Origin of the sequence: Achromobacter sp. ACM02, assembly GCF_014851605.1 — a bacterium.
Taxonomy (GTDB): Bacteria; Pseudomonadota; Gammaproteobacteria; order Burkholderiales; family Burkholderiaceae_B; genus Achromobacter; species Achromobacter aegrifaciens.
Genome location: NZ_JACUZY010000004.1, coordinates 675251 through 696582, shown reverse-complemented (window position 1 = coordinate 696582; position 21332 = coordinate 675251). Strand labels below are relative to the sequence as shown.

At 66.7% G+C, this 21332-nt stretch carries 22 protein-coding genes; 11 read left to right on the top strand and 11 right to left on the bottom strand.

What is annotated here, in order from left to right:
• The first annotated feature begins 114 nt into the window (after window positions 1–114).
• The 5 genes from IB258_RS15700 to IB258_RS15680 are packed head-to-tail and all read left to right on the top strand — an operon-like array spanning window position 115 to window position 5328.
• Window positions 115–1095, top strand: coding sequence for a tripartite tricarboxylate transporter substrate binding protein (locus IB258_RS15700; RefSeq protein ID WP_054452179.1), 981 nt, complete (start codon window positions 115–117; stop codon window positions 1093–1095).
• Complete coding sequence (locus IB258_RS15695; RefSeq protein WP_192352841.1) at window positions 1092–2339, top strand: CaiB/BaiF CoA-transferase family protein; 1248 nt, start codon at window positions 1092–1094, stop codon at window positions 2337–2339. Before IB258_RS15700 ends, IB258_RS15695 begins: the two co-directional genes overlap by 4 nt.
• Window positions 2336–3499: an acyl-CoA dehydrogenase family protein gene (locus tag IB258_RS15690; RefSeq protein WP_175212688.1), complete on the top strand. Its 1164-nt coding sequence runs from the start codon at window positions 2336–2338 to the stop codon at window positions 3497–3499. Before IB258_RS15695 ends, IB258_RS15690 begins: the two co-directional genes overlap by 4 nt.
• 11 nt (window positions 3500–3510) lie before the next feature.
• Window positions 3511–4518 (top strand): acyl-CoA dehydrogenase family protein, encoded by a 1008-nt coding sequence (locus IB258_RS15685; RefSeq protein WP_192352840.1) that lies wholly within the window; start codon window positions 3511–3513, stop codon window positions 4516–4518.
• Between the two features lie 24 nt (window positions 4519–4542).
• Complete coding sequence (locus IB258_RS15680) at window positions 4543–5328, top strand: crotonase/enoyl-CoA hydratase family protein (RefSeq protein WP_192352839.1); 786 nt, start codon at window positions 4543–4545, stop codon at window positions 5326–5328.
• Between the two features lie 47 nt (window positions 5329–5375).
• On the opposite strand, the gene IB258_RS15675 is transcribed toward IB258_RS15680, so the two are convergent.
• From IB258_RS15675 to IB258_RS15630, 10 genes are read right to left on the bottom strand one after another with little or no spacing between them, the layout of a single operon-like run.
• Window positions 5376–6188: an SDR family NAD(P)-dependent oxidoreductase gene (locus IB258_RS15675; protein WP_082400839.1), complete on the bottom strand. Its 813-nt coding sequence runs from the start codon at window positions 6186–6188 to the stop codon at window positions 5376–5378.
• A gap of 23 nt (window positions 6189–6211) precedes the next feature.
• Window positions 6212–7297 (bottom strand): CoA transferase, encoded by a 1086-nt coding sequence (locus IB258_RS15670; protein WP_119450433.1) that lies wholly within the window; start codon window positions 7295–7297, stop codon window positions 6212–6214.
• Window positions 7290–8624 carry a phenylacetate--CoA ligase family protein gene (locus IB258_RS15665; RefSeq protein ID WP_192352838.1) on the bottom strand — a complete coding sequence of 445 codons (1335 nt, stop codon included), beginning with the start codon at window positions 8622–8624 and terminating at the stop codon, window positions 7290–7292. Before IB258_RS15665 ends, IB258_RS15670 begins: the two co-directional genes overlap by 8 nt.
• Window positions 8578–9261: a TetR/AcrR family transcriptional regulator gene (locus tag IB258_RS15660; RefSeq protein ID WP_054452167.1), complete on the bottom strand. Its 684-nt coding sequence runs from the start codon at window positions 9259–9261 to the stop codon at window positions 8578–8580. Before IB258_RS15660 ends, IB258_RS15665 begins: the two co-directional genes overlap by 47 nt.
• 23 nt (window positions 9262–9284) lie before the next feature.
• On the bottom strand, window positions 9285–10448 hold the full coding sequence (locus tag IB258_RS15655) for an acyl-CoA dehydrogenase family protein (protein WP_054452166.1): 1164 nt from the start codon (window positions 10446–10448) through the stop codon (window positions 9285–9287).
• A complete protein-coding gene (locus IB258_RS15650; protein WP_192352837.1) occupies window positions 10445–11428 on the bottom strand; it encodes a branched-chain amino acid ABC transporter permease in 984 nt (327 codons plus the stop codon). The genes IB258_RS15655 and IB258_RS15650 overlap by 4 nt, the downstream gene beginning before the upstream one ends.
• Window positions 11428–12300, bottom strand: coding sequence for a branched-chain amino acid ABC transporter permease (locus IB258_RS15645; protein ID WP_054452164.1), 873 nt, complete (start codon window positions 12298–12300; stop codon window positions 11428–11430). Before IB258_RS15645 ends, IB258_RS15650 begins: the two co-directional genes overlap by 1 nt.
• A complete protein-coding gene (locus IB258_RS15640) occupies window positions 12297–13037 on the bottom strand; it encodes an ABC transporter ATP-binding protein (RefSeq protein WP_225590391.1) in 741 nt (246 codons plus the stop codon). Before IB258_RS15640 ends, IB258_RS15645 begins: the two co-directional genes overlap by 4 nt.
• Window positions 13034–13792, bottom strand: coding sequence for an ABC transporter ATP-binding protein (locus IB258_RS15635; protein WP_054452162.1), 759 nt, complete (start codon window positions 13790–13792; stop codon window positions 13034–13036). The genes IB258_RS15640 and IB258_RS15635 overlap by 4 nt, the downstream gene beginning before the upstream one ends.
• On the bottom strand, window positions 13789–14946 hold the full coding sequence (locus IB258_RS15630) for an ABC transporter substrate-binding protein (RefSeq protein WP_125471261.1): 1158 nt from the start codon (window positions 14944–14946) through the stop codon (window positions 13789–13791). Before IB258_RS15630 ends, IB258_RS15635 begins: the two co-directional genes overlap by 4 nt.
• A gap of 306 nt (window positions 14947–15252) precedes the next feature.
• On the opposite strand from IB258_RS15630, the gene IB258_RS15625 reads away from it, so the two are divergent.
• Genes IB258_RS15625 through IB258_RS15600 form a run of 6 tightly spaced genes read left to right on the top strand, consistent with a single transcriptional unit; the run spans window position 15253 to window position 20303 of the window.
• Window positions 15253–16014, top strand: a complete 762-nt coding sequence (locus tag IB258_RS15625) for an SDR family NAD(P)-dependent oxidoreductase (RefSeq protein ID WP_175180519.1) — start codon at window positions 15253–15255, stop codon at window positions 16012–16014.
• Window positions 16015–16032: 18 nt separating this feature from the next.
• A complete protein-coding gene (locus tag IB258_RS15620; protein ID WP_125471259.1) occupies window positions 16033–16815 on the top strand; it encodes a crotonase/enoyl-CoA hydratase family protein in 783 nt (260 codons plus the stop codon).
• 60 nt (window positions 16816–16875) lie between these two features.
• Window positions 16876–17202 (top strand): Zn-ribbon domain-containing OB-fold protein, encoded by a 327-nt coding sequence (locus tag IB258_RS15615; RefSeq protein WP_233564553.1) that lies wholly within the window; start codon window positions 16876–16878, stop codon window positions 17200–17202.
• A complete protein-coding gene (locus tag IB258_RS15610) occupies window positions 17199–18350 on the top strand; it encodes a thiolase (RefSeq protein ID WP_054452158.1) in 1152 nt (383 codons plus the stop codon). Before IB258_RS15615 ends, IB258_RS15610 begins: the two co-directional genes overlap by 4 nt.
• Window positions 18351–18357: 7 nt before the next feature.
• Window positions 18358–19227 (top strand): MaoC/PaaZ C-terminal domain-containing protein, encoded by an 870-nt coding sequence (locus IB258_RS15605; protein WP_175212684.1) that lies wholly within the window; start codon window positions 18358–18360, stop codon window positions 19225–19227.
• A complete protein-coding gene (locus tag IB258_RS15600; protein WP_054452156.1) occupies window positions 19224–20303 on the top strand; it encodes an NAD-dependent epimerase/dehydratase family protein in 1080 nt (359 codons plus the stop codon). The genes IB258_RS15605 and IB258_RS15600 overlap by 4 nt, the downstream gene beginning before the upstream one ends.
• Before the next feature lie 21 nt (window positions 20304–20324).
• On the opposite strand, the gene IB258_RS15595 is transcribed toward IB258_RS15600, so the two are convergent.
• Window positions 20325–21299: a tripartite tricarboxylate transporter substrate binding protein gene (locus tag IB258_RS15595; RefSeq protein ID WP_192352836.1), complete on the bottom strand. Its 975-nt coding sequence runs from the start codon at window positions 21297–21299 to the stop codon at window positions 20325–20327.
• Between the last annotated feature and the right edge of the window lie 33 nt (window positions 21300–21332).

Below are 21332 nucleotides of genomic sequence, written 5' to 3'. Positions count from 1 at the left end.
TCTCAAATTCTTAATATTAGACAGCCCCGTCAAGCACGCCTAAAGTCATCCGCTGGACCATATGGCCAGGACCGCCGCCTAGAGCGGCCGGCCATCCACGCAAAGGAGACTTCCATGCAACACCGCAGAAAGATGCTGACGGCCATGTTGGCCGTGGCCTTGCTTGGCGCCGCCGGCCATCAGGCCGTCGCGCACGCCGAGACCTTCCCCTCCCGCCCGATCAAGTTCGTGGTGCCGTTCGGCCCAGGCAGCGGCACCGATACCTCGGCCCGCTATTTCGCCCGCCAGCTGCAGGAACTTACCGGTCAGCCGGTAGTAGTGGAGAACAAGCCGGGCGCCAATGGTTTCATCGCGGTGAAGAACGTGTTGTCGGCGCCGGCGGATGGCTACACGGTGTTCATCGGCAGCAATTCGACGCTGGCGGTCAATGCGGCGCTGTTCAAGGCGCTGCCTTACGATCCCGTCAAGGATTTCGCGCCGCTGACCATGATGATGCGCTCACCCGCCATGCTGGCAGTCAGTCCGCAGGCGCCGTACGGCACCCTGAAGGATCTGATCGCCTACGCCCAGGCCAATCCCGGCAAGGTGAATTTCGGCGCGGGCTCTGCCGGCTACCAATTGATGGGGGAGTTGCTGAACGACAGCGCCGGTCTGAAGACGGTACATGTGCCGTTCAAGGGCGCCGGCGATGCCATCATGGCTGTGGCCGGCGGTACGGTGGACTACACGTTCGCCGAGGTGACAGCGGTGCAGGAGCTGGCCAAGGACGGCCGCGTGAAGGTGGTGGCGGTGGCGTCGGACCAGCGTGTCGGGACTTCACCCGATGTGCCGACGGCGACCGAGGCCGGCCTGCCCGGATTCGAAGCCTATACCTGGGTGGGCGCGATGGTCAGCGCCAAGACGCCGGCCGAACAGACCGAGCGCCTGGCCGAGCTGTTCACGCGCATCTCCAAGATGCCCGAAACCCGCGCCTTCTATGAACGCCTGGGCGCCACGCCGATGACGGGCGGTCCTGCGCAGATGCACGAATTCCAGCAGAAGGAAATCGCGCTGTGGCAGCGCATCGTCAAGAAGGCGAACGTTCCCCAACAATGAAGGAAGAGGCGAGCATGACGTCGCAAGCCCTGCAGAATGTGAAGGTGCTCGATCTGTCGCGCGTGCTGGCCGGCCCCTGGGCCGCCCAGACGCTGGGCGACCTGGGCGCTGAAGTGATCAAGGTGGAGCGGCCGGGCACGGGCGACGATACGCGCGCCTGGGGGCCGCCCTACGTGACCGATCCGGCGGGGCAGCCCACGGGCGAGTCCGCTTATTACATGTGCGCCAACCGCAACAAGCAGTCGATCAGCATCGATTTCACCAAGCCCGAGGGGCAGGAACTGGTGCGGCAGCTGGCGCGGCAATGCGATGTGCTGATCGAGAACTTCAAGACCGGGGGCCTTGCGCAATACGGGCTGGACTATGCGTCGCTGAGCGAGCTGAACCCCAGGCTGGTGTATTGCTCGGTCACCGGCTTTGGCCAGGACGGTCCGTATGCGCATCGCGCCGGCTACGACTTTTTGATCCAGGGCATGGGCGGCTTGATGAGCATCACGGGGCATCCCGACGGCATGCCCGGCGGCGGTCCCATGAAAGTGGGCGTGGCGTTGACCGACATCCTGACGGGACTGTATGCCAGCACCGCCATCCTGGCCGCGCTGCAGGCGCGTGCGCACACCGGGCGCGGCCAGCATATTGATCTGGCTTTGCTTGACGTGGGCGTCGCCTGCCTGGGCAATCAGGCGATGAACTATCTGTACGGCCAGCAGGCGCCGCGCCGCATGGGCAATGCGCATCCGAATACGCTGCCGTATCAGGATTTTCCTACCGCCGACGGGCATATGATCCTGGCCGTCGGCAACGATGGGCAATTCGCCCGGCTGTGCGTCGCCATAGAACGGCCGCAATGGGCCGAGGACGAGCGCTTTGCGCGCAATGCGGCGCGGATTGCCCATCGTGAGGAACTGATCGAGGGCTTGCGCGCCATCACCGTCACCCGCAGCACGCGCGACTGGGTCGCGCTGCTGGAGCAGCACGGCGTGCCTTGCGGACCCATCAACACCGTCGCGGACGTATTCGAGGATCCGCAGGTCCAGGCGCGCGGCCTGCGCATGAGCATGCAGCACCCGCAGGCGGGCGAAGTGCCGCTGGTCGCCAGCCCCATCCGCCTGTCGGATACGCCGGTGAGCTACCGTCACGCGCCGCCGCAACTGGGCCAGCACACCGACGCCGTCCTGGCCCGCCTGCTGGGCTTGAGCGCGGATACCCTGCACACGCATCGAATCAATGGAGTCCTGGGATGAGCAGTCTGAATTCACTGGCGTTGCCGCTGACGCGCATTCCTCCCGAAGACGAGGCCCTGCGCCCCGCCGTGCGCGCCTTCCTGCAAGAAGCGGTGCGCGACATGCCGGCGCATATCCGGGCGCGTTCCTGGGGCGGCTACGACACCGCGTTCAGCCGGCGCGTGGGCGAGCGCGGCTGGATCGGCCTGACCCTGCCGCGCGAGTATGGCGGCGGCGGGCGCAGCGCCTTCGCGCGCTATGTGCTGGTAGAGGAATTCCTCAATGCCGGCGCGCCGGTCGGGTCGCACTGGATCGCAGACCGGCAGAGCGCGCCGCTCATCCTCAAATACGGCACGGAAGCGCAGAAGCGCTTCCACGTTCCCCGCATCTGCCGCGGCGAGTCTTTCTTCTGCATAGGCATGAGCGAGCCCAACTCGGGGTCGGACCTGGCCAGCGTGCGCACGCGCGCGGCGCCGAACGACCGCGGCTGGCTGCTCAACGGCCAGAAGATCTGGACCACCAACGCCCATCACTGCCAGTACATGATTGCGCTGGTGCGCACCTCGGGCGGGCCGGAGGATCGCCACAAGGGCCTGTCGCAGGTGATCGTCGACCTGTCCCTGCCCGGCGTGACGGTGCGGCCGATCGAGGACCTGTCGGGCGACAGCCACTTCTGCGAAGTGTTCTTCGATAACGTGCAGTTGGACGCCGATGCGCTGGTGGGCGACGAAGGGCAGGGCTGGGAGCAGGTCACGGCCGAACTGGCGTTCGAGCGCAGCGGCCCGGAACGGCTGTACTCCAGCATCGTGCTGTTCGATCAATGGCTGGACTATGCGCGCCTGCCCGCCAATCGCACGCCCTCGTCCCGGCGACTGGCCGGCAAGGTGCTCGGCCAGCTGACGCCGTTGCGGGCCATGTCGGTGTCGGTGCAGGAGAAGCTGACGCGCGGCGCCAGCCCCATCGTGGAGGCGGCGCTGGTCAAGGAGCTGGGCACCACGCTGGAACAGATGATTCCGGCCTGGATTGCGGAAGACCTGTACTCGCGCGAGGCCGAGGACATTCCGGTGGAACTGCTGATGACCTTGAAGTACGTGACGGAGGCCTCGCCCTCGTTTTCCCTGCGGGGCGGCACCCGCGAGATTCTGCGCGGCATGATCGCGCGCGGCCTGGGCCTGCGCTGAAGGAGCATGACATGAGCGATAACGATCTTTACGCCGATGCCGCGCGCCAGGTGCTGGCGGACCATTGCACGCCGCAGGCGGTGCGCGATATCGAAGCGGGCGGCGACGCCGCCGGCAGGCTCTGGCAACAGCTGGAGGACACCGGCCTGGCCGACGCGCTGGTCGGCGAGGAAGAGGGCGGTTCCGGGCTGAGCCTGGAGCAGGTGTTCGGCGTGCTGGAGCAATGCGGCGCTCATGCGCTGCCCTTGTTGCTGGGCGAGACCATGATCGCGCGCGCGCTGCTGCCGGCGGCGCAGCGGCCTGCTGGCAGCATTGCATTGGCACGCGGCGTGCAACAGGCGGATGGCGCCTGGCATTGCGCGCTGGTGCGCGGCGGCGCGGTGGCTGACAGCGTGCTTGTGCAGACGGGCGATGCCTGGCGCCTGCTGGACGCCGCGCAGGCGCATAGGGAGCCGCAGGCGCTGGCATTGGACGCCGCCCTGAGCTGGACCCCGGCCCAGGTCGCGGCTGCGCCGTTGGCGCCGATGGACGCGGCTACCGACGTCCGCACCATGCAGGCCTGCGTGGTCGCGCCGCAGATGGCGGGCGCGCTGGGCAGCGTGCTGGAGCGCACCCTGCAATACGCCAATGAGCGCCAGCAGTTCGGCCGGCCCATCGGCAAGTTCCAGGCCATCCAGCATCAGCTGGCCGTCATGAGCGAGCATGTCTGCGCCGCACGCATGGCGGCGCAGCTTGGCTGCCATGCCGACGGCGTGGCGCCGGACCGGCTGCGGGTGGCGGTCGCCAAGGCGCGCTGCAGCGAGGCGGCGCTGGTGGTGTCCGAGCTGGCGCACGCCGTGCATGGCGCGATCGGCTTTACGGAAGAATACGATTTGCAACTCTACACGCGCCGCCTGCATGCCTGGCGTCAGACCGCGGGCAGCGAAGCCTACTGGCATGACGTGGCGGGCGATGCGCTGCTCGCGCATGCGGGGCCGACGCTGGACCTGGTGCGTACGATTACCGACGTCCCGGCGTAAGCCCGGCTCTCAGGAGAAACTTGCATGGCTTTTCTGCAGATAGAACGCGAGGACGGCATCGTCGTCGCCACCATGAACCAGCCGGAGACACGCAATGCGCTGACCGGCAACACCGCCGTCGAAGAGATCGTGCAGCTATGCGCGGACATCCGCCAGGACGCCAGCGTGAAGGTGCTGATCCTGACCGCCGCCGGGCCGATCTTCAGCTCGGGCGGCAACGTCAAGGACATGCGCCGCTTTTTCGACGATGCGCTGACCCCCGAGCACATCTGCGAGGAGTACCGGCAGGGCATCCAGCGCATTCCACTTGCGCTGCATGGCCTGGACGTGCCCGTCATCTGCGCCGTCAACGGTCCGGCCATCGGGGCGGGACTGGACATCGCCTGCATGTGCGACATCCGCATCGCGGCCGACACGGCCACGTTCGCCGAGAGCTTCGTGCGTGTGGGCATCGTGCCCGGCGACGGCGGCGCCTGGCTGCTGCCGCGCGCCGTGGGCATGGCCCGCGCCAGCGAAATGGCCTACACGGGCGAGGCCATCAGCGCGCAGGACGCGCTGGCGTGGGGCCTGGTCAGCCGGGTGGTGCCGGCGGCGGACCTGCTGCCGACCGCCAGGACCCTGGCCGCAAAGATCGCCGCCAATCCCGGCGGCGTCATGCGCATGACCAAGCGCCTGCTGCGCGAAGGCCAGCACAGCAGCCTGGCGTCCTTGCTGGAGCTGTCGGCCAGTTATCAGGCGCTGGCCCACAAGACTGCTGAACATCGCGAGGCGGTCACCGCGTTCATCGAGAAGCGCGCGCCGAAGTTTTGAAGGGCGGCGCTGCCGATGCATTTGCGCATCGGCAGCGCCGGATGGCGTCAGTGCGCGTCCATCATGTGCAGGCCACTGCCCAGATGCGCAGCGCCATCGATCTGGAGCAGCTGGCCCGTCATCAGGTGGCCAGCCGGCGTGGCCAGGAAGGCAACCAGCTCCGCGACTTCTTCGATCGATGTGGCCCGGCCCATGGGCGTGGCGGCGACCAGGCGGTCCAGCATGGCCTGCGCAGCCTCGCCGGCCAATCCTGGCGTGATCACCGCTCCGGGGCCGATGCAATTGAGCGCGATGTCGTCAGCAGCCCATTCCAGGGCCAGGGTCCGAGTCAGGCCCAGCACGCCGGCGCGTGCGGCAATGGAATGGGCAATTCCCATGGAGCCGCGGTCCACGCCCGAGAGCGAGATGTTCACCACCGTGCCTTGGCGAGCCTTGAGGAAGGGATAAGCTGCCTTGGTTACGACAAACACGGCGTTCAGATTGGTGTCGATCACCGCATCCCAACCTTTGCGGCTGATCTGCGCGGCGGGCGCGAAGAATTGGCCGCCGGCATTATTCACCAGCAGGTCGATGCCCTGGCGTTCGCCCACTTCGGCGATCAGCGCCTCGATGGCGGCGGTGTCGCGGATGTTGGCGCAGGCATAGCTGAAGTCGCCGGTCAGTTTTTCTGCCATTCCGGCGGTCTCCGCCAAGGGATCTTCGCGCCGTCCCACCCCGAACACGTCCATGCCCAGCGCCAGCAAACGCAGGGCGATGCCACGACCGATGCCAGAGCCGGCGCCAGTGACCAGTGCGCTGCGGCCGACCAGAACGCCGGGCCGCATGACCTGGGTGGATTCCATGCAAGTTTCAGATTTCATGAGGTTCACCTGGAAGTAGGAATTCAAGAGACCTGCCGCCGCCCGCCGCCGATGGCCGGCGTGGGGCTGCGGGGGATGCGTTGACCGTCGAACAGGGCGGGAAAGGCCGGCACGTGTTCGCCGTTGGCGAGTTCCTGCGATACGGCCCCAGGCCGCAGGCCGCGGATGAGCGTCAGCGCTTCGGCCGGCGCCCGGACGTTGCCGGCCGGGATCTGCATGTCCCGCATCTGCCGGAGCACGGCTTCGCGGGTCTGCGGCAGGGTCCAGGCTTCCACCTGGGCGTCGAAGTGCGCCGCGCGGCGGATGCGTTCCTTGATGGGTGCATCGTCCGCGCCGATCAGCGGGCGCAGGCGCGCCCAATAGCTGTCCAGCCCGCCCAGGATGTAGACATGGCCGTCTGCGCAGCGATATATGCTGGAAGGCGCCGACGCGCGGTCGCGGTTGCCCATGGGCGGATCCAGTGTTTCGCCTTCGCTTAGCGCCAGCGCCGCCGGCCCCAGCAGCATTGCGGACGCCACCTCCATCATGGAGAGATCGATCAAGCGCCCGCGGCCTTCGAGCATCGCCATCGCGCAGGACAGTCCCGCGTACATGCCGCTGAACATGTCCACGGGCCAGCTCGTGGTCAGGCGCGGCGAGCCATCCTCGTCGCCGTTCAAGAGGGCGAAGCCGGATTCGCATTGCGCGATGGTGTCCATGCAGATGCGGTCGTCCTGCTGTCCATAGCCGGAGATGAGCACGACGGTCAGGCGGGGATGGCGTGCGCATAACGCCGGGCCTTGCAGGTCCAGACGGGCGAGCGATCCCGGGGCCAGATTGCAGATGAAGGCGTCGGCCTGCGCCAGCAGCGTCTCCAGTGCTTCTCGTCCGTCCGGCGCGGCCAGGTCCAGCACCTGGCTCCGCTTGCCGGTGTTGAAGCTGCGAGCGTAGAAGCTGCCGAAGCTATTTCCCGGCAAGGTACGCACGCCATCGCCGCGCGGCGGCTCCACCTTGACCACGTCGGCGCCGAAATCCGCCAGGTACTGCGCGGCGGTAGGGCCGGCGATGAACTGCGACAGCTCGATGACGCGCTTGCCGGCAAGGGGGCGTGGAGTGTCGGCCTCAGGCATGGATCACCCGCTTGGCTTTGTGGACGGTGCGCGGCAGAGTGCCGTTTTCCACCACTTCCACGTGAAAGCGCACCTGCAGGCGATCGCGCAGCAGTTGCGACAGCCTTTCGCCAAGGTCGGCGCTGGCGCCGGGTTCGCGTTCGACGCGCAGCTTCACGCCGGTCAGGAAGCCCGTGCTCGGATCCTTGACGCTGTCGTCGATGATGATCACGTATTCATTGCTGACGCCGGCAAAGCCACGGACCACGTCTTCGATGGCGGACGGGAACAGATTCACGCCGCGCACGATCAGCATGTCATCGGCACGGCCGAGCACGCCGCCAGGCAGGCGGGCATGGGTGCGGCCATCGGGGCCCAGGCGGCTGTCGCGCACCACGATGTCGCCAGTCCACCAGCGCACCAGCGGGCAGGCCTGCTTGTCCAGATGGGTGAGCACCAGCACGCCGCGTTCGCCGTCGGCCACCGGCTCATGCGTGTCGGGGTGCAGGATTTCGACGTAGATGAAATCCTCGGCCAACGTGGGGCCGAGCTGCGCGGCGGTATCCCAGCCTATGGGTTGGCATTCCAGGGCGCCGTAGCAGTCGAACATCTTGGCGCCCCACAGGCGCTCGATGCGTTCGCGCGTGCCGGCCACGCTGGCGCCGGGCTCGCCGCCGACGCAGACCATGCGCACGCGGGATTCGCGCAGGTCGCGTCCCATGGATTGGGCGGTCTCGGCCATGTGGGCCATGAAGGACGGGGTGCCGATGACGCAGTCCGTGCCGTACTGGAAGATGGTTTCCACCTGGCGTTGCGTGTCGCCGGAGGAGCCCGGAATCACCAGCGCGCCGACCCGCTGCGCGGCCAGGGTGGCGCCCAGGCCGCCGACGAACCAGGCGTAATTGAACATGCATTGGAAGACATCGCCGCGGCGCAGCCCCTGGCCGTAGAGATAGCGTGCGTACAGCTCGGCCCAGCGGTCCACGTCATGCTGGGTCCAGAGCACGGGAGCGGGCTGCGCCGTGGTGCCGGAGGAAAAGTGCACCCGCACGGCCTCGCCGGGCTGGACCGCGGCCAGCGTGCCGAAGGGCGGCGCGGCGCGCAGGCCTTCGAGATAGTCGCGCTTGTGGGTGAAAGGCAGGCGTCTCAGGTCTGCCAGGGTCTTGAGGTCTTCTGGAACGAAGCCCGCGTCCGCGAACACCTTGCGGTAGTGCTCGCTGGTATCCGCGACGCGCCGCAACTGCCGGCGCAAGGCTTCGAGCTGGAAGGTCTCGATGCGGTCGCGCGACCAGGTTTCGACCTCATCCCAGATGGTACTGGAATAGGGGAGTTGCTCTTGCTGCTTCATTGTTGGAGTCCTTGAGTAGCCCCCGCAGCGCATAGGCCGCGAGGGTGTGCGCGATATCGTCTATCGCCGCGTCGCTCTGCAGACGCCGCTGGCTGTACCACACGGTGGCCCAGTTCAGCGCGCCAAAGAAGGGTTTGCTCAACATCCTGGCGGGAAGGTCCACGAAGTCACGTTCGCGGATGCCGTCATCGATCACCTCGACGAACATCTGCTCGTAGTCATCGCGCATCTTCACCACGGACCGCAGCCGCTTGGCGGCCGCGGACGCCTCGAGCAGGTGACGCTCCAGCCCCTGCACCGCCACCTTCTGCATCGGCAATTCCTTGAGCAGGATCTGGGTATGGCGCAGCGCCATGGCCGACAGGCGTTCGACCGCCTTGCCGCCGCCGCGGGCGATGGGGTCGATCTCGTCCGTCAGCCGGGTCATTGCCGCCACCTGCACGTCGAAGAACAGGTCGGCCTTGCTCCGGTAGTGGTGATAGATGCGGCCCTTGGTGGCGCCCAGGCGTTGGGCGACCGCGTCGATGGAAGTGGCCGCATAGCCGAACTCCATGAAGAGTTCCGCGGCCGCCTGCAGGATTTCCTCGCGCGACTCGCCGCCGCCCACTTCTGCCGGGTTCTGTTGTGCACTCACCATTGCTACCTCTTTTCGGAATCGGGTCAAATAGCCAGCTCTTCCGCCTCCTTGCGTACCGCGCGCGACAAGACCAGCCGCTGGATTTCGGAAGAGCCCTCATAGATCTCGAGTATGCGCTGGTCGCGGTACAGCCGCTCGGCCACCGTAGGCTTGCAGTAGCCCAGCCCGCCCCAGATCTGAACGGTATTGTCCACTACCCGGTGCGAAACCTCCGAGGCGAACAGCTTGGTCATGGCGCCCAGGTTGGAGACGTCTTCCTGGCGGTCATAGGCTTGGGCAGCCTGGTACAGCATCATGCGGGCAGCCGAGATTTCCGTGGCCATGTCGGCAAGGCGAAAGCCGATGGCCTGGTTGTCCCCGATGGGTTGGCCAAAAGTCCGGCGCGCCACGGCGCGGGCGGCGGCCTCGCGGTAGCTAGCCAGCGCCACGCCAAGGGACTGGGCGGCGACCATGATGCGGCCGACATTCAACGTCTGCAACGCCAGGCGCAGCGCGCGGTTGAGTTCACCGACCTGGGCGCTTTCAGGCACGACCAGGTCGAGTTTCAGGTTCGAGGTCTGGGTGCCGCGGATGCCCATCTTGTCGGAGAGTTCGTCAATGACCGCGCCCGGCTGCTCCTTGTCGACCATGAAGGCGCTGATGCCGCGTCCTCCTGCCGCCGGGTCGGTCTTGGCAAAGACCACGTAGTAACGAGACGCGCCGCCATTGCCGATCCAGTATTTCTCCCCGCGCAGGCGCCAGCCGCCGCCTTCGCGCACGGCCGTGGCCTCGATGGCCGCGGCATCCGAACCGGCGATGCGCTCGGAAAGCGCAAAGCTGGTGGCGCGGCCCTCGGCCATTTCGCGCAGATAGAAGGATTTCTGCTCGTCCGTGCCGGCCAGCAGCAGGGGGAACGCGCCCAACTGATAGGCGCACATGATGGCGGCGGTCGAAGCGCAGTGCGTGCCCAGGGCTTCGACCGCCGCCACGGTGGCGACCAGGTTGGCGCCCTGGCCGCCCCATTGCGTGGGTAGGAACAGGCCGGTGAACTTGTTTTCCACCAGGGCGGCGATGGTCTCCCAGGGATAGCGTTGTTCACGGTCCAGTTCGGGGGCGAGCGGCGCGAAGCGCTCGGAGCCCAGCTTATGGGCCAGGGCCTGCCAGCGGGTGGCGGTATCGTCCAGTGTGGGATTCCAGATAACAGTCACTTCGAGTTCTCCAGTGTGGTCGCCATGGCCTTGGGACGCTTGCGACGTGTCGCCAGCAGGCCCATCAGCCCTTGCGGAAAGAAAGCCAGAACAAGGATCAGCAGGCTGCCGAGCACGATTTTGTCGACATAGCCTCCGAACGAGAAAAACTTTTCCTGGATCAGGATCAACGCGGTGGCCAGTAGCGGCCCGAGCAACTGGCGGCGGCCGACCAGTACGACGGCGGTCAGCATCAGGATGAGGAAGTAGGTTTCAAGGATGTCGGCGCTGACGTAGGCGCGCTGATAGGCATACAGCCAGCCCGCGCAGGCCGTGATGGGCGCCGAGAACAGGAAGACCTGCAGGCGCACCCTGAGCGGATCGATGCCGTTCATGGTGGCCAGGCGGGGATTCAGGTGCACCATCAGCGCCGCCTGGCCCAGGCGCGAGTGGCGGAAGCGGTCCACCAGGTAGAGCGTGATCGCCAGCAGCGTGAACGCATAGGGCCAGAGCGTCTGGTCATTGCCGGCACTGAGCGTCCAGCCGCCGATGGACAAGTCCAGCGTGGGCAGGCCGCGGATGCCATCCGAGCCGCCCAGGAAGGCCCAGTTGGCTGCCAGGGTCATGGCGACCACGGCGACCGCGTACGTCACCAGCGAAAAGACGAACTCGCGCAAACGCAGGGTGGCCAATCCGATTACTGCCGCCAATCCCAGGGCGACCGCAATCGACGCGGCCAGCGTCAACCAGGCGCTAGCGCCGGAGCGGGTAGCCAGCAACGCCGTCACATAAGCTCCCGCGGCGAAGAAGACAGTATGTCCCAGGCTCACCTCGCCCAGGTCCGAGACGATGACATCCAGCCCGTAGGCCATGACGGCCATGATGGCGATCAGCACGGCGGCGCTGTAGAGAGCCTGGCTGCCGCCCAGCCAGGAAGGCAGGAAGAATACGATGACGGCGCCCGGCAGCAGCGCGAGACGCGAGGCGGAAAGCGTGGCCATCAATGGACTCCTTTCATCGAGCCGGCGGTCAGGCCGCCAGGGCGCAGCACCAGCACGCCAATCAGTACGACGAAGGCCGCGGCGGTTGCGTATGCGGGCGACACCAGGGCGCTGAACAGCGCGGTAAAGACGCCCAGTGCGACACCCGCGACGTAACTGCCGGTCACGCTGCCGATGCCTCCCAGCACGACCACGACGAAAGTGATGATGACCTCTTCGAAACCCATGGAGGTCAGGATCGGCGTGCGCGGGGCCACCAGCCCGGCGGCCAGGGCGACCGCCGCGCCTTCGAAGGCGAACACGCCGTAGTAGACCTGCCGTACGTTGATACCCGCCAGTTGGGCCAGCTTGGGATCCTCGGCCACCATGCGCACCAGCCTTCCGGCGCGGCTGCCGTCGAGCACGCGCTTGAGCAGCAGGAACAGCAGGATGGCGGCGGCGACGATGGCGGCATCCTGCCAGGTCAGCCACAGGTCGCCGATCTCGATATCGCGTTGCGACCAGGCGGTATCCAGAATTTGTCCTGTCGAGCCGAAGGCCAACGACGCTGCGCCGTGCATGACATAGCCAAAGCCGAGCGTCATGATCATGATCGACACCAGGTTCTGTTCGAACGTGGCACGCAGCATGATGCGCTGCATGATGATGCCGATCAGCGCGCCGGCCGCCATGGCCAGCGGCAAGGCCAGCAGATAGGGCAGGCCGGCGGTGGTGGTCGCCCACCAGGTGACGAAGGCGCCCAGCATGTACATCTGGCCGTGGCCGAAGTTGACCAGCCGGGCAACGCCCAGCAACAAGGTCCAGCCGATGGCGATCAGCGCGTAGGCATGGCCCAGCACCAGGCCATTTATCAACTGTTGCAGCAGGCTCATGTCGTATGTGCTCCCAGATAGGCTTGCGCGATGCGTGGATCCGCGCCGACCTCTGCTGCGGGGCCTTGCAGCACCAGCCGGCCGCGCTCGAGCAGCAGCAGACGATCGACCACCTGCAAGGCGGCGCGTACGTTCTGTTCCACCAGCAGGATGGCCAGGCCGGCGCTGGCGAGCGAGCGCAGGCTTTGCAGCACTTGCGTCACCAGCATGGGCGCGAGTCCGATGGAAGGTTCATCCAGCAGCAGGGCGCGCGGCCCCATCATGAGCGAGCGGCCGATGCCCAGCATCTGCCGCTCGCCGCCGGAGAGCTGACCGCCCAGGTGCAGGCGGCGTTCGCGCAGACGGGGGAATAGATCGTAGACATCGTCGCGCTTGTAATAGCGGCGCGACGAGTCCTCGGCGGGCGTGATGGCGGGGGCGAGATTCTCTTCCACCGTCATGCGTGAAAAAACCAGGCGAGACTCCGGCACCAGCAACAGTCCCGCGCGTACGCGCTCATGTGTCGGCAGGCCGTCGATGGGCCGTCCCGAAAGCTGGACCTCGCCGCTGACCGCGGGCTGACCGCGCGACCAGCCCAGCAGGGCGTTGACCAGCGTCGACTTGCCTGCTCCATTGGCGCCTATCACCCCGACGATCTCTCCGGCCCGCAGGTCCAGCTGGTCAAGCTGGAGCACGCGATTGCCGGCATAGGCGACATCGAGACGCCGCGCGCTGAGTACGTGTGGCGTGGACATCATGAATCGCCTCCGAGATAGGCCTGGAGCACGCGCGGGTCGCGCTGGATCTCTGCCGGCGTGCCGCAGGCCAAAGTCTTGCCGAGGTTGAGGACGCAGATGCGGTCGGCGACTGACATGATGAGGTCCATGTGATGCTCGATCACCACCACGGCCACGCCTTCGGCCTTGAGCGAGCGCAACAGCGAGGTCAGGGCTGCCATGTCGGCGCCGCCCAGCCCCGCGGCGGGTTCATCCAGCAGCAGCACGTCGGCGCCCGAGCCGTAGGCCAGCGCGATGGACAGCATGCGCTGCATGCCGTACGAGATTTCATGCGGCTTCAGATCGTGGCAATCGGGCGGCAGGCCGAAGCGCTCCAGGCGCTTGGCGGCCTGGTCGCGCAGGGCCTGCGCCTGCCGGCCCGCCGTCAGCGGGCGCAGGATGCAGGCGCCGAGGCCGGCCGTGCCGCCCAACGCCGCCACCATGTTGTCGCGCACGCTCAACTGGTCAAAGAAGGCGTTTTGCTGGAACGCGCGTTTGATGCCCAGCCGCGCCAGCCCGTGGGCCGGCACGGCGCTGATGTTGCGCCCGCGCAGATGCACGCTGCCGCCGCGGGGGACCAGCGCAGACACGGCGTCGTAGCACGAGCTCTTGCCGGCGCCGTTGGGGCCGATGATGCCCAGCAATTCGCCGGCGCTGACTTCCCAGCTGACGTCTTCCAGGGCGACCAGCGCGCCGTAGCGCACGGCCAGGCTGTCCACGCGCAAGGCGGCAGTCATGGCTTGACCACGATCTTTCGGTCTTTGACCGTGAACAGGTAATAGTGCGACTGCAGCTGGCCGTTGGGCTCGAACGTGACGTCGCCCATGAGCGTGCCCTTGAAACTGCCGCCGCGTATGCGCTTGGCCACAGGTTCGCGATCGAGCGTTTTGAGCTCGTTGACCGCCTGGGCCCAAACCTGCAGCGAGGTCGCGCCCAGCGCCATGAACTTGTCCGGCGTGTACTTGAACATCTCCTGCGTCTTGGCGACGAAGCGCTTGTTGGCGCTGTTCGAGGCGAAGGGCTCGACGTCGGGGAAGTAGATGTCCGCGCCTATCAGGCCGTCCGAGGCATCGCCCGCTACGTTGATGACGCTGGGGGCCACGGTGCCGACCGCGCTCACCAGTTGGCCCGGCAGGCGTGATTGGCGGGCCTGGCGGATGATGGCGGGCATGCCCAGGCCTTCGTTGGCGTTGATGGCGACGGTGACGTCTGGCTTGGCGGCGCGCACGTTGGTCATGGCGACGCGGAAGTCGGCTTGGGTGAAGGGGAATTTCTCCTCGGCCACTTTTTCATAGGTGTGCCCGAGAGCCTTCAGCGCCTTCTCGATGGATTCCTGCGCACCGTTGCCGTAGGCGTCGTTCTCGGTAAGAAAGGCGACGCGCTTGGCGCCGGCGGTCTTGGCGATGTATTCGGCGATGACCGTGCCGTCCTGTGCGTTCGAGCTGTTCAGCCGGATCGCCAGCGGATTGCCTTCGCCGGAAAGAATGGGGTCTGCCTTGGAGATTGCGGTGATGTCCAGCACGCCGGCGCGGGCGATCACGGGCTGCATCGCCAACGTCACCGGGCTGTTCCAGCCTTCGATGATGACCGACACGCCGGCGCTGATGAGTTCGGTGGCGCGTGACACGCCGACCGCCGGCGTGGATTCGTCGTCGCGCGACACGATCTCGATCGGACGGCCGAGTACGCCGCCGTCTTCATTGATCACCGCCGCCATGGCCTGAATCGCTTGCGTGACGTGCTGGCCTTGCGGACCCGCGCCGCCCGACAACGGGAAGATGACGCCTACCTTGATGGGCGCGGGGGCCGCCCCGACGGGGGCGCACAAGGCCATCGAGGCCGCCAGCGCCAGGGGCGATGCCATGCGCAACAACTGTTGTATCCGCTTCATGCCTGTCTCCTGATTTTTGTGACACCGGTCTGCGCCGGCGCTGCGGCGGCCATGGCCGCCGTGCTGCATAAATGGGGACTGCGTGGTGCAACGGTTGACGGAGGCCGCGGGCCGGTAGGTCTCCGGCACTCTGAATCGGCTGTCGGAGTAAACATACCATTCGGTATTTTGATAGGTCAACGACGTAAATAAAGTTTGATTCTAGGCATTTTCCCTAGGTAAAAAATCAGTTTTTTGGTTTTTATTGATCAGATACTCATTGGTATGTACTATGAAATTTCCTTTTTCGTCACTGAGGGCTTTGGCATGAAGACAGAAGGCAACAGCGCGCTGGTGACAGGCGGCGCATCCGGGCTGGGCCTGGCGACGGCGCAACGCCTGGTCGCGCAGGGCATGAAGGTGGTGATCGCGGATCTGCCTGGTTCAGCGGGGGAGGCAGCCGCCCGCGATATTGGGGCGCTGTTCGCTCCCACGGATGTCACCCGGGAGGCCGACGTGCAGGCCGCGTGCGAACTGGCGGCCACGCTCGGCCCCTTGCGGGTGCTGGTGCATTGCGCGGGCCGCGGCGGGCCGGTACGTCTCATCGACAAAGAAGGAAATCCCGGCTCGCTGGAAACCTATACGGACATCGTCCGCATCAATCTGATCGGCACTTTCAACACCCTGCGCGTGGCGGCGGCCCATATGGCGCGCAACCCGGTGGACGACGAGGGCGAACGGGGCGTCTGCATCCTGACCGCTTCGGTGGCGGCGTACGAAGGCCAGATCGGCCAGATCGGCTATGCCTCTTCCAAGGCCGGCGTGGTGGGCATGACCATCGTGGCCGCGCGCGACCTGGCCAGCAAGGCGATACGCGTCTGCACCATCGCGCCTGGAATTTTCGATACGCCCATGCTGGCTCGCGTTTCTGACGATGCCCGCAAGACCTTGTCAGCCTCGGTGCCACACCCGGCGCGCCTGGGCATGCCCGCGGAATACGCCCTGCTGGCAGAACACATCATTGCCAACCCCATGCTCAACGGCGAAACCATCCGTCTGGATGGCGCCTTGCGCATGGCCCCACGCTGACGTGTAGAGGAGATAACGATGACCGAGAACAAGACGGAAAGCGACGAGGTATTGCTGGAGAGCAGCGACGGAATCCTGACGATCACCATCAACCGGCCGCAAGCGCGCAATGCGGTGACCCTTGCCGTGGCGCGGGCCATCGCCGCAGCCGTGGATGAACTGGATGACCGCGAGGACCTGCGCATAGGCATCCTGACCGGCGCCGGCGGTTCGTTCTGCGCCGGCATGGACCTGAAAGGCTTTCTACGCGGCGAACGGCCCAGCATAGAAGGGCGAGGATTCGGCGGGCTGACCATGCGCCCGCCGAAAAAGCCGCTTATCGCGGCGGTCGAGGGATATGCGCTGGCGGGCGGCTTCGAGCTGGTGCTGGCTTGCGATCTGGTGGTGGCGGCCGAGAATGCGCAGTTCGGCGTTCCGGAGGTCAAGCGCGGGCTCGCGGCCACTGCCGGCGGCCTGGTCCGCCTGCCGCGGCAGTTGCCGTGCCGGGTGGCGATGGAGCTGGCGTTGACCGGCGACATGTTTCCCGCAACGCGTGCCTTGAGCTACGGCCTGATCAACCAGGTGACTGCGCCCGGAGAGGCCCTGCAGGGCGCGCGGGAGCTGGCGCGCCGCATCGTCGCCAACGGGCCCCTGGCCGTGGCAGCCAGCAAACGCGTCATCGCCGAGTCGCAAGGCTGGCCGGCCGACGAGATCTGGAGCCGCCAGGCCGAACTGACCGAGCATGTCTTCACGTCGGCCGATGCCCGCGAAGGTTCCGCGGCGTTTGCCGAGAAGCGCGCGCCCGTCTGGCAGGGGAGGTGAGGTATGGCTGGCGATGCGCGTTTTGACGGGCCCGGACCCGACGTCCGCCATCAGGCGGGTTTGCGGGAGGGCCGTATCCTGTTGCAGCACTGCGACGACTGCGCCAGCGTGCGCTTTCCTCCGGCGCTGGTCTGCCGGGCCTGCGGCAGCCCCCGGCTGACCTGGCGCGAGTCGCCGGGCGCGGGCGTGGTCTATTCAACCACGACGGTGCGCGACCGCGCCGGAGACTACAACGTCTCGCTGGTCGAAGTGGAAGGCGGGGCGCGGATGATGACCCGCGTCGAGGGCGTGGACGCGCCTGCCATCGGTTCAAAAGTGCGCGCGCGCATCGTCGCGGGCGATGACGGGGCCTACGTCGTATTCGACGCCCCGGGAGAACGCTCATGAGCGCCCGCTTGCGAGGCCGTTGCGCCATTGCCGGCATAGGCAATACGCGGCGCTGGAATGCGCCCGGCCGTTCTCCCTTCGATCAGCTGCAGGAGGCGGCGATCCTTGCGCTGGAAGATTGCGGCCTGGGGATGAAGGATGTAGATGGTCTGTATTGCGCCATGTCCACATCCGGCCTGCCGGTGCTGAACGTGGCGGAACGGCTGGGCATACAGCCGCGCCAGGCCGATGGCACGATGGTCGGCGGTGCGTCGTTCCTGTTCCATCTGCAATCGGCGATGGCTGCGCTGGAAACCGGGCTTTGCGATGTCGCGCTGATCTGCTACGGGTCGAACCAGTTGACCGCAGGCGGCAAGCTGGCATCCATGCCTGACCCGCAGCCCTACGAGACGCCGTTCGCGCCGCGTTATCCGATCTCGAGCTATGCGTTGGCCGCGGCGCGGCACATGCATCGGTATGGGACCACGCGCGAGCAGCTGGCGGACGTGGCGGTGGCGGCGCGCCTGTGGGCGCAGCGCAATCCGGATGCCTATGTGCGCGGCGAGTTGACGCGCGCGGATGTGCTGGCCTCGCGCATGGTCAGCGACCCGCTCAGCAAGGCGGATTGCTGCCTGGTGACCGACGGCGGCGCCGCCGTGGTGCTGGTCAGCGCGGATCGCGCGCGCGACCTGCGCAGGCCGCCGGTCTATGTGCTGGGCACCGGCGTGGCGACGAGCCACAGGCAGATATCCTGCATGCCGGATCTGGCTACCACCTGCGCGGTCGAGTCAGGGCAACGCGCCTACGCCATGGCCGGGCTGTCGCCGCGCGACATCGGCCATCTCATGGTCTATGACGCGTTCACCATCAACACGATCCTGTTCCTGGAGGACCTGGGCTTCTGCGCCAAGGGGGAAGGGGGCGCCTTCGTCGCCAGTGGCGCCATCGCGCCTGGGGGCTCCCTGCCGGTCAATACCAACGGCGGCGGGCTCTCCTGCAACCATCCTGGCATGTACGGCCTGTACACCTTGCTGGAGTCGGTGCAGCAGTTGCGCGGCGAGGCGGGCGAGCGGCAGGTGCCCGACGTGCAGGTGTCGCTCGCCCATGCCAATGGCGGCGTGCTGTCCAGCCAGGCCACGGCCATACTCGGCACCGCCGACGTTTTGTGAGGTTCGCATGCCCATCGATCCGGCAACACTGTTGGCTGCGCGCATCCCCGAGCGCATCCAGGAATACGACTGGCGCGACTGCGCGCTCTACGCCCTCGCGCTCGGCGCGGGCATGAATCCCGTCGACGAGGAGGAGCTGTCCTACGTCGATGAAACCCGGCTGAAGGTCCAGCCGACCCTGGTCAACGTGTTGGCGGACCCGGGCCTCTGGCTGCGCGATCTGCCGCTGGGGCTGGATTGGCGCCGCACGGTGCATGGCGAACAGTCCATACGCCTGCACCGGCCCCTTGCCCCCAAAGGGCGGGTAAGAGGCGTGACTCGCATCGTCGACCTGGCGGACAAGGGCGCCGGCAAGGGCGCTTTGCTGTACGTCGAGCGTGAACTGTTCGATGCCGCGGACGACGCCTTGCTGGCCACCCTGCAGCAGACCGTGTTCTGCCGTGGCGATGGCGGTTTCGGCGGGCGGGCGTCGGCGCGGCCGGCGCCGCCGGCGATGCCGGCGCGCGAACCCGATGCGGCTGTCGATTGCCCTACTTCGCCGCAGGCCGCCCTGGTCTACCGGTTGTCGGCAGACCTGAACCCGCTGCATATCGATCCCGCGGCCGCGCGGCTGGCGGGCTTCAAGCGGCCGATCCTGCATGGCATGGCCAGCTTTGGCGTGGCCGGTCTGGGCCTGGCGCGCCTTTGCTGTCCGGGAGAGCCCGAGCGGGTGCGCGCCATGAGCGGGCGTTTTCGCGCGCCGGTCTATCCGGGCGAGAGGCTGCGGGTCGATGTCTGGCGGGAGCAGCCGGGACTGGCGCGCTTTCGCGCCGTGGTTGTGGAGCGCGGCGAGATCGCCATCGACAACGGCGCATTCGAGTTCGGAGAGTCGCAATGACAACAAAAAAGGTGCTGGTGGTGGGCGCGTTGGGCGTGGTGGGGCGGGCGGTGATGGAGCATCTGCATGGCCGGCCGGACGTGCTGTGCGCAGGCTTGTCGCGACGGTCGGCCGACTTTGCCAGGGATGCGATATGGATTGCGGCCGACCTGCGCGATGCGCAGGCAACGCGGCAGGCCTTGGCCGAGCACGGCGATGTGACGCATCTGGTCTATGCCGCCTTGAACGAGCAGCCGGATTTGCTCAAGGGGTGGCGGGATCCGGAGAACGTCGCCATCAATACGCGGATGCTGGCCAATACGTTGGCGGCATTGGACGGCGCGCCGCTGGCGCATGTGACCCTGATGCAGGGGACCAAGGCCTACGGCGTGCATACGGGGCGGGCCATGCGCATCCCCGCGCGCGAGCAGGACGCCGTGCGCGACCATGCCAATTTCTATTTCGACCAGCAAGACATGCTGGAACAACAGGCGCGGCGGCAAGGGTTCGGATGGACCATATTCCGCCCGCAGATCGTGCTTGGCGTTGCCCTGGGTAGCGCCATGAATCCGGTGGCGACGCTGGGCGCCTACGCCGCGCTGTTGCGGGAATCGGGCCAGCCGCTGGCCTATCCCGGACATCCGGAGCTGTTGACGGAATGCACGGATGCGCGTCTGATCGCCCGCGCGGTCGAGTGGGCCTGGGATGCGCCGCAAGCCTGGGGTGAGGTCTTCAATATCGCCAATGGCGATGTGATGGCCTGGCGCCATCTGTTTGAGCGCCTGGCCGAATTCTTCGGCATGCCAGCAGGGGAGTTGGTGCAGACCCGTATGCGGCAGGCCATGCCCGCCGAAGCCCAGGTCTGGCGCGAGATGGCGCGGCGGGAGGGCTTGCATGTGAACGAGCTGTCGGACCTGATCGGGCTGTCATGGCAGTACGCGGACGCGACCTGGTCGGCGCAACACCCCTTGCCGTTCCCGCCGCTGGTATCCACCATCAAGCTGCGCCAGGCCGGCTTCGGCGATTGCATCGACAGCGAGCTGTCGGTGCTGGAAAATCTGCACAGGATGCAGGCGCTCGGCTACTTGCCGCGCTGAGCCGGGCGCCCGCGATCCCGCCTATTGCACGGGCGGGATCTTCAGCTTCTCGATCAGCGCGCCCCAGCGCTGACTCTCCCGCAACGTGATATCGCGCAGTTCCGCCGGACTGCTGCTGCGCGGTTCATTGCCGATCTGCTGCATGGTGCGCACGAACTGTGGCGAAGCCGTGATCTTGCGCAGTGCGGCGTTGAGCTTGTCGACCACTGGCGCCGGGGTCCCGGCCGGAGCGAACACGGCGTACCAGGTTTCGCCGACCACGTCCGGATAGCCCAGCTCGGCGAATGTGGGCACGTCGGGCAACAGCGGTTGACGCTGCGGACTCAGCACGGCCAGCGCGCGGTACTGCCCGGCGCGCACATTGGGAACGGCGCTGGTAAGCGCCTCCACGTTGGAGTCGACCACGCCGCCTATCATGTCCACGGTGGCGGGCGCCGCGCCCTTGTAATGCACCTGCGTCACGTCCACGCCCATGCCAGCTGCAGCCAGCTCGCCCAGCAAATGGACCATGCTGCCGAGACCGTTGGTGGCGTTGTTGACCTTGCCGGGATGAGCTTTGGCATAGGCGGCGTATTCGGCCACGTTTTTTGCGGGAAAGTCCTTCTTCACTACAAAGGCGAACGGCACGGTGGCGATAGCGGAAACCGGCGCGAAGTCGTCCAGCGTGTACGACATCTGGGTCATCAAATGAGGCGTGACGGTGAAGGTGCTGCCGGAGGAAAGCAGCAGGGTGTATCCGTCCTTGGGTGCGCGCGCCACGAAGGTGGCGCCTATCATGCTGGATGCGCCGGCCTTGTTGTTGACGACAAAGGTCCCTCCCAGCTCCTCGCCCAACTGCATGGCGAGTTGCCGGCCCACCACATCGCTGGTGCCGCCGGGGGGAAAGGGAATGACAAGCGTGACGGGCTTGTCTGGGTAGTTGGGTGAGGCGGCCTGCGCAAGTGGGGCGAGGCTGGCCAGGGCCAAGGCGGCCCAGGCCGGAATGCGATTCAGCATTGCGGTCTCCGGCAAAGAGGTGAGAGCCGCGGG

Coding starts and splice junctions, on each gene's coding strand:
- IB258_RS15700 (WP_054452179.1), top strand. CDS start 115: ATGCAACACCGCAGAAAGATGCTGACGGCCATGTTGGCCGTGGCCTTG.
- IB258_RS15695 (WP_192352841.1), top strand. CDS start 1,092: ATGAAGGAAGAGGCGAGCATGACGTCGCAAGCCCTGCAGAATGTGAAG.
- IB258_RS15690 (WP_175212688.1), top strand. CDS start 2,336: ATGAGCAGTCTGAATTCACTGGCGTTGCCGCTGACGCGCATTCCTCCC.
- IB258_RS15685 (WP_192352840.1), top strand. CDS start 3,511: ATGAGCGATAACGATCTTTACGCCGATGCCGCGCGCCAGGTGCTGGCG.
- IB258_RS15680 (WP_192352839.1), top strand. CDS start 4,543: ATGGCTTTTCTGCAGATAGAACGCGAGGACGGCATCGTCGTCGCCACC.
- IB258_RS15675 (WP_082400839.1), bottom strand. CDS start 6,188: ATGAAATCTGAAACTTGCATGGAATCCACCCAGGTCATGCGGCCCGGC.
- IB258_RS15670 (WP_119450433.1), bottom strand. CDS start 7,297: ATGCCTGAGGCCGACACTCCACGCCCCCTTGCCGGCAAGCGCGTCATC.
- IB258_RS15665 (WP_192352838.1), bottom strand. CDS start 8,624: ATGAAGCAGCAAGAGCAACTCCCCTATTCCAGTACCATCTGGGATGAG.
- IB258_RS15660 (WP_054452167.1), bottom strand. CDS start 9,261: ATGGTGAGTGCACAACAGAACCCGGCAGAAGTGGGCGGCGGCGAGTCG.
- IB258_RS15650 (WP_192352837.1), bottom strand. CDS start 11,428: ATGGCCACGCTTTCCGCCTCGCGTCTCGCGCTGCTGCCGGGCGCCGTC.
- IB258_RS15645 (WP_054452164.1), bottom strand. CDS start 12,300: ATGAGCCTGCTGCAACAGTTGATAAATGGCCTGGTGCTGGGCCATGCC.
- IB258_RS15640 (WP_225590391.1), bottom strand. CDS start 13,037: ATGATGTCCACGCCACACGTACTCAGCGCGCGGCGTCTCGATGTCGCC.
- IB258_RS15635 (WP_054452162.1), bottom strand. CDS start 13,792: ATGACTGCCGCCTTGCGCGTGGACAGCCTGGCCGTGCGCTACGGCGCG.
- IB258_RS15630 (WP_125471261.1), bottom strand. CDS start 14,946: ATGAAGCGGATACAACAGTTGTTGCGCATGGCATCGCCCCTGGCGCTG.
- IB258_RS15625 (WP_175180519.1), top strand. CDS start 15,253: ATGAAGACAGAAGGCAACAGCGCGCTGGTGACAGGCGGCGCATCCGGG.
- IB258_RS15620 (WP_125471259.1), top strand. CDS start 16,033: ATGACCGAGAACAAGACGGAAAGCGACGAGGTATTGCTGGAGAGCAGC.
- IB258_RS15610 (WP_054452158.1), top strand. CDS start 17,199: ATGAGCGCCCGCTTGCGAGGCCGTTGCGCCATTGCCGGCATAGGCAAT.
- IB258_RS15605 (WP_175212684.1), top strand. CDS start 18,358: ATGCCCATCGATCCGGCAACACTGTTGGCTGCGCGCATCCCCGAGCGC.
- IB258_RS15600 (WP_054452156.1), top strand. CDS start 19,224: ATGACAACAAAAAAGGTGCTGGTGGTGGGCGCGTTGGGCGTGGTGGGG.
- IB258_RS15595 (WP_192352836.1), bottom strand. CDS start 21,299: ATGCTGAATCGCATTCCGGCCTGGGCCGCCTTGGCCCTGGCCAGCCTC.